The 6,058-nt window shown below is 74.8% G+C and carries 5 protein-coding genes; 1 reads left to right on the top strand and 4 read right to left on the bottom strand.

All coding sequences use genetic code 11. From position 1 onward, the window contains the following. Nucleotides 1-715, top strand: a 715-nt coding sequence (locus E1200_RS30380; protein ID WP_131955588.1) for an acyl-CoA dehydrogenase, incomplete at its 5' end; no start/stop codon positions are given. Nucleotides 716-733: 18 nt separating this feature from the next. Here E1200_RS30380 and E1200_RS30375 read toward each other — a convergent pair. The 4 genes from E1200_RS30375 to E1200_RS30360 form a co-directional block, all read right to left on the bottom strand. Then, entirely contained in the window at nucleotides 734-1,306 is a 573-nt protein-coding gene (locus E1200_RS30375; RefSeq protein WP_131955586.1) for an AAA family ATPase, read from the bottom strand. Next, nucleotides 1,303-2,358, bottom strand: coding sequence for an enolase C-terminal domain-like protein (locus E1200_RS30370; protein ID WP_131955583.1), 1,056 nt, complete (start codon nucleotides 2,356-2,358; stop codon nucleotides 1,303-1,305). Before E1200_RS30370 ends, E1200_RS30375 begins: the two co-directional genes overlap by 4 nt. An 86-nt stretch (nucleotides 2,359-2,444) precedes the next feature. After that, the gene (locus E1200_RS30365; RefSeq protein WP_131955581.1) at nucleotides 2,445-3,938 is read right to left on the bottom strand and encodes an LCP family protein; all 1,494 of its coding nucleotides are present in this window, start codon (nucleotides 3,936-3,938) and stop codon (nucleotides 2,445-2,447) included. A gap of 227 nt (nucleotides 3,939-4,165) precedes the next feature. After that, the gene (locus E1200_RS30360; RefSeq protein WP_243708957.1) at nucleotides 4,166-5,602 is read right to left on the bottom strand and encodes a GuaB1 family IMP dehydrogenase-related protein; all 1,437 of its coding nucleotides are present in this window, start codon (nucleotides 5,600-5,602) and stop codon (nucleotides 4,166-4,168) included. Nucleotides 5,603-6,058 lie beyond the last annotated feature (456 nt).

Raw genomic sequence — 6,058 nt, 5'->3', positions numbered from 1 at the left:
GGTGCTGAACGGGCAGAAGACGTTCATCTCCGGCGTGGACGAGGCGGACGCCGTCATGGTCGTCGGCCGCACCGCGGACCAGAAGGGCAACCTGCGCCCGTCCCTGTTCATCGTGCCGACCGGGGCGGACGGTTTCACCTGGACGCCGATCGGCATGGAGATCGTGTCGCCGGAGAAGCAGTTCGTCTGCCACTTCGACGACGTCCGGCTGCCCTACGACGCGCTCGTCGGCGCCGAGGACGGCGGCCTGCTGCAGCTTTTCGCCGGCCTCAACCCCGAGCGGATCATGGCGACGGCCATGGGCGCCGGGATCGGCCGCCTCGCCCTCGGCAAGGCCGTCGCGTACGCGAAGGACCGGCAGGTCTTCAAGACGCCCATCGGCGCCCACCAGGGCCTCGCGCACCCGCTCGCCGCCGCGAAGATCGAGCTGGAGCTGGCGCGGCTGATGGGGCAGAAGGCCGCCTCGCTGTACGACGAGGGCGACGACGAGGGCGCCGGCGAGGCCGCGAACATGGCCAAGTACGCCGCCGCCGAGGCCGCGATCCACTGCGTCGACCAGGCCGTCCAGACCCACGGCGGCAACGGCCTCACGACCGAGTACGGCGTCGGGATGCTCGCCGGGGTCGTCCGGCTCATGCGCATCGCGCCGGTCAGCCGCGAGATGATCCTGAACTACGTCGCGCAGCACTCCCTGGGGCTGCCCAAGTCGTACTGACCGGTCAGCACGGGGTGCTCAGTACCGGGCGGCCAGCGCGTCCAGCTGCGCCTCCAGCGGGACGGGCGCGGCCAGCCGGTTGTCGACGGCCTCGTGCGGGACGGGCGGCGGCTCGTCCGGCCGCATCCGCGCGAGGAACGCGCCGAACCCGGCGAGCTTCCCGGTGTCGCGCGGCGACCCGCGGCGCTCCAGCCGGTGCCGCAGCGTCGCGGCGTCCGTGCGGACCCACACCAGCCGCACGGGCGGGCCGCCCAGCGCTGCGGCCCACTCCGCCCAGCGGCCCGGGTCCCGGATCTGGCCGGTGAACGGGCCGCTGAGCAGCACCGGGCAGCCGTGGCCGCGGACCTCCCGGGCCGTCGCGGTCATCCCCGCGTACTCGTGCGGCTTGACGTGCGCGTCGTACCAGGGGCCCTCCCGCTCGCCCGGGTCGCGGCCGGCCGCCGCCAGCACGGCCGCCACGAACGGCCCGTACATCGTGTCCTTGTCCAGCAGCGCGGGGACGGGACGCAGCCGCGCCAGCAGCAGCTCCGCCACGGTGGTCTTGCCGGAGCCGGGCGGCCCCGCCACCACCCACACCGGGGCGGCGGTCACGCCGACAGGCGCAGCCGGCGGGTCGCCAGCCGGTCGATGCGCTCGTCGTCGACCTCGTGGCCGAGGCCCGGCTGCGTGAGCGGCACCCCGACGACGCCGCCGGACGACCGGACGGGCGGCGTCACGAACACCGGGCCGCCCGCGGGGTCGGTCACGTCGCTCGGCAGCGTGCAGCCCGGCAGCGACGCCAGCGCCACCGCGGCGGCCTGGCCGATGCCGAACGCGCCGCAGCCGCTGCACCACACGTCCCACCCCGCCGCGTACGCCAGGTCGTGGGCGCTGCGGGCCGCGGTCAGCCCGCCGAGCAGGTCGAGCCGCAGGTGCAGCGCGCGGCCCGCCTCCAGCGTCAGGGCCGCGTCGAGGGTCTCCAGGTCGCCGACGGCGGGCGCGACGGCGGTGCCGACCCGCAACTGCAGCCGGGCGTGCGCGGCCAGGTCGCCGGCGGGGAACGGCCGCTCGACCGCCGCGAGGCCGTAGGCGTCCAGGCCCTCCAGGACCGCCATGTGCTCGGGCGACTCGGTGTAGGAGTGGCCCGCGTCCGCGACGAGCGCGAGCGCCGGGTACGCCTGCCTGATCGCGCGGACCGGCTCGATGTCCCAGCCGGGGCGGATGTCCAGGGTCACGCGGGTGTGGCCCGCTCCAACGGCGCGGTTGACCCGGGCCGCGACCGTGTCCAGCATCGGCTCCGGCGAGATCCGCGCACCGGTCACGATGGACGTGCGGGTCCCGCCGAGCGCGTGCGCGAGCGGCAGGCCCCGCGTCCGGCACCACAGGTCCCAGCAGGCGGTGTCGATCGCGGCGGCGGCCTCCCGGGCGCCGAAGTCCGCGGCGGCGGACACGTCCTCGGGGCGGTCCCACTCCAGCCCGACCAGCGCGGGCGCCATGCGCTCCTCGATGTCGGCCCAGCCGCGGCCGGGATCGCCGGAGCCGGGGACGGCCATCTCGCCCCACCCCACCGCGTCACCGCCGGCGAGGCGGACGAGCACGCTCTCCGGCCGCCTCCCGCGCGGCATCGCCACGCGGTAGACGTCGCAGCCATGGATCCGAGGCACCCGCACCGCCCTTCGCGGACTTCAGAGGAACTGTCCTCCTCCAATGATCCCCCCTCCGGGCCCCTGCCGGGACACGGCGCGGCGGATCACGGGCAGCTGGCCTCCAGCGACACCGGCTCGCTCGGCGGCTCCGACGGCGTCGCCGACCCGCTCGGCGAGCCGCCGGCCGTGCCCGGGGCCGTGGGCGGGGCCGTGCTCGTGGCGGTCTCCGGGGAGCCGCCGTCCGCGTCGCCGCTCACCGGCCGGGGATCGGTGCTGACCGCATCGGCCGCCAGCTTGCGGATGAGGTCGAAGTCGGGGCTGCCGGTGTAGATCAGCGGGGGCACGAACTGCAGGCTCTCGATCTCCGCGCCGCTCTTGACGCGCTCCGACAGCTTCATCAGCGCGGGCAGCAGCTCCTGCGGGATGTCGGTCGACAGGGTGCGCTTGGCGGCCGCGGCGAGCTTGTCGAAGCTGGTCAGCACGGTCTGCGGGTCGGCCTGCTCGGCGATCGCGGCCAGCAGGCACTTCTGCCGCCCCATCCGCACGTAGTCGCTGCTGTTGGTGCGGGACCGGCCGTACCAGAGCGCCTCCTTGCCCGTCAGCGTCCGGTTGCCGGGCTCCAGCACGGCGCCCTCCAGCCCGTACGGGATCGGCTGCTCGATGTTGATCCGGACGCCGCCCATGGCGTCGATGATGTCGGCGAAGCCGAACATGTCGACCAGGATGTAGTAGTCGACCCGCAGGCCGAGGATGCCGGCGATCGTGGCCTTCAGCAGCTCGGGGCCGCGCTCGTGCTTCGGGACGCCCGGCACCACGTCGGGGTGGTCCTCGGCGTACTGGAACACCTCGTTCAGCAGGCCCGGCGTCTGCGGCCCGTCGCCGGTGAAGCCGTAGGGGAAGCGGTCGCGGGCCGGGCCCGGCGGCAGCTGGAACCCCTCCAGGTTGCGGGGCAGGCTCAGCAGCACCGTGTCGCCGGTCTCGGTGTCGACGCTGGCCACCGTCATGCTGTCGGTGCGCACCCCGGAGCGCTCCTCGGCGGCGTCGCCGCCGAGCAGCAGGATGTTGACGCGGGCCTGCCCGTCGAACGGGTCGTCGGCGTCGACCTGCTTGCCGTTCCCGCCGCCGCTGCGGAAGATGCTGGTCAGCGCGTCGCGGTAGACGTAGGTGCCGTGCGCCGACCAGACCGCCGGCACCGCGACGGCGAAGCACATCACGGCGACGGCCGCGGCGCCGAGCGCGCGGGCCGGCACCGACAGCCTGATGGGCCGCAGGATCTGGTACGAGCGGATCACGATGAAGACCCACACCAAGCCGAGCGCCAGCAGCCCGACCGACAACCGCTCCACGATCTCCGGGCGGACGGCGAGCTGCAGCAGGTCCGACCGGTAGACGGTGCCGGCGGCCCCCACCGCGGCGAGGAGCACGACGTACAGCGCGAGCAGCAGCCCCCCGGCCGTGCGCCGGCCGGTGACGAGGTGGGCGACGCCCCAGACCAGGGCGGACGCGAGGGTCAGCGCGAGCGCGCGGGGGAGCGCCGCCGCACCGGAGGAGCGATCCCCGTCCTCCTCCCCGGCGCGCCGACTCGCCGACCGACCCATGTGCGCTCCGATTCCCACCAGCGGTGAATTAAGCCCGGCTCACCTTATGGACGCGCGGGACCGGGCAAAAGTTGCGTGGGAGCCGTCCGCGTGCGTGCGCGTGTGACCTCGGGCACAGGTGTTCCCCAGGATATGCACTCCGGTGATCACTTGGCAGCCCGACCCCCGGAATTCGGGCGCCCGGGCGGCGTGCCGCGGGCGGCCGCGCGGGAGCCGCGGGGGAGGCTTTACCAGCTGCTGGACAGCGGCATCCCCTCGGCGTAGCCGGACGAGCCCTGGACCCCGACGGTCGCCCGCTCGTGGAACTCCTCCAGCGTGCGGGCGCCCGCGTAGGTGCACGAGCTGCGCAGCCCCGCCACGATCGAGTCGATCAGGTCCTCCACGCCGGGGCGGTGCGGGTCGAGGAACATCCGGGAGGTGGAGATGCCCTCCTCGAACAGCGCCTTGCGGGCCCGGTCGAACGGGGAGTCGTCGGCGGTGCGCAGCCGCACGGCCCGCGCGGACGCCATCCCGAAGCTCTCCTTGTAGAGCCGCCCGTCGGCGGCGCGCTGCAGGTCGCCGGGCGACTCGTAGGTGCCGGCGAACCAGGAGCCGACCATCACGTTCGCGGCGCCGGCCGCCAGCGCCAGCGCGACGTCGCGCGGGTGCCGGACGCCGCCGTCCGCCCACACGTGCCGGCCGAGGCGGCGGGCCTCGGCGGCGCACTCCAGGACGGCGGAGAACTGCGGCCGGCCGACGCCCGTCATCATCCGGGTCGTGCACATCGCGCCGGGGCCCACCCCGACCTTGACGATGTCGGCGCCGGCCTCGATCAGGTCGCGGGTGCCCTCGGCCGTCACCACGTTCCCGGCCGCCACCGGGACGCCCGGGTCCAGCGCCCGGACGGCCGCCAGCGCGCCCATCATCTTGTCCTGGTGGCCGTGCGCGGTGTCCACGACGAGCAGGTCGGCGCCCGCCTCCAGCAGCGCCTTCGCCTTGCCGGCGACGTCGCCGTTCACCCCGACCGCCGCGGCGATCCGCAGCCGCCCGCCGGCGTCCACGGCGGGCTTGTACAGCGTGGCGCGCAGCGCGCCGGTGCGGGTCAGGATGCCCGCGAGCCGCCCGTCGGGGGCGACGACGGGCGCGAGCCGGTGGCCGCGCTCGTGCAGCCGGTCGAACGCCTCGCGCGGGTGCACGCCGGCGGGCAGCGTGACCAGGTCGCGGGACATGATGTCGCGCAGCTGCGCGAACCGGTCGACGCCCTGGCAGTCGGCCTCGGTGACGACGCCCACCGGCCGGTCGTCCTCGACCACGATCACCGCGCCGTGCGCGCGCTTCGGCAGCAGCGCCAGCGCGTCCCCGGCCGTGCCGGACGGGGTCAGCCGGATCGGGGTGTCCACGACGAGGTCGCGGCCCTTGACCCAGCCGATGACCTCGGCGACGACGTCGGCCGGGATGTCCTGCGGGAGGACGGCGATGCCGCCGCGCCGCGCGACGGTCTCGGCCATCCGGCGCCCGGAGACGGCGGTCATGTTGGCGACCACGAGGGGCACGGTCGTGCCGCTGCCGTCCGCGGTGGCCAGGTCGACCTCCAGGCGCGACCCGACCGAGGAGCGGCGGGGGACCATGAAGACGTCGTTGTAGGTGAGGTCGTGAGCGGGGCGCTCACCGTTCAGCAGGTGCACGGCTGTACTACACCAATCACGGTTCCGGGCGGCTGGGGCACCGTACATTGTGCGCCATACCCGGCGGTGCTCCGGCCACGCCGCGCGTCCGCGCGCGTACCCGGGGGTGACGGTCCCGTGGCCCCGCGGTGCCGTCCCGGTGATCTCCCAGGCCGATTCCCGCCGCTTCCAGGTGTGATCGGAGTGAACTGGATTACGTGTCGGAAAACGGTGCAACGTAGGGGTTGGCTCTCTGTAAAGTTACCTCTTGACGTAACTGCGCCCCCGATGCACTTTTCTTACATGTGCCTCGTGCGGACGGCGGAACCCGCCGCAGGGGCCGTGACAGCAGAACACCGGGAGAAGCGCATGCAGGTCACGCACTTGGGCCCGGTCAGCCGCGCTCGCCCGCGCCGCGGGCCGCCCGGTACGCGCGGCGGTCACGGCGGCGGGCGCCGCCCTCCCGCCCGGCCGCCG

Source organism: Actinomadura sp. GC306 (assembly GCF_004348665.1).
Classification (GTDB): Bacteria; Actinomycetota; Actinomycetes; order Streptosporangiales; family Streptosporangiaceae; genus Spirillospora.
Note: the sequence above shows the minus strand (reverse complement) of the source record. Positions and strands in the feature narration are given on the sequence as shown.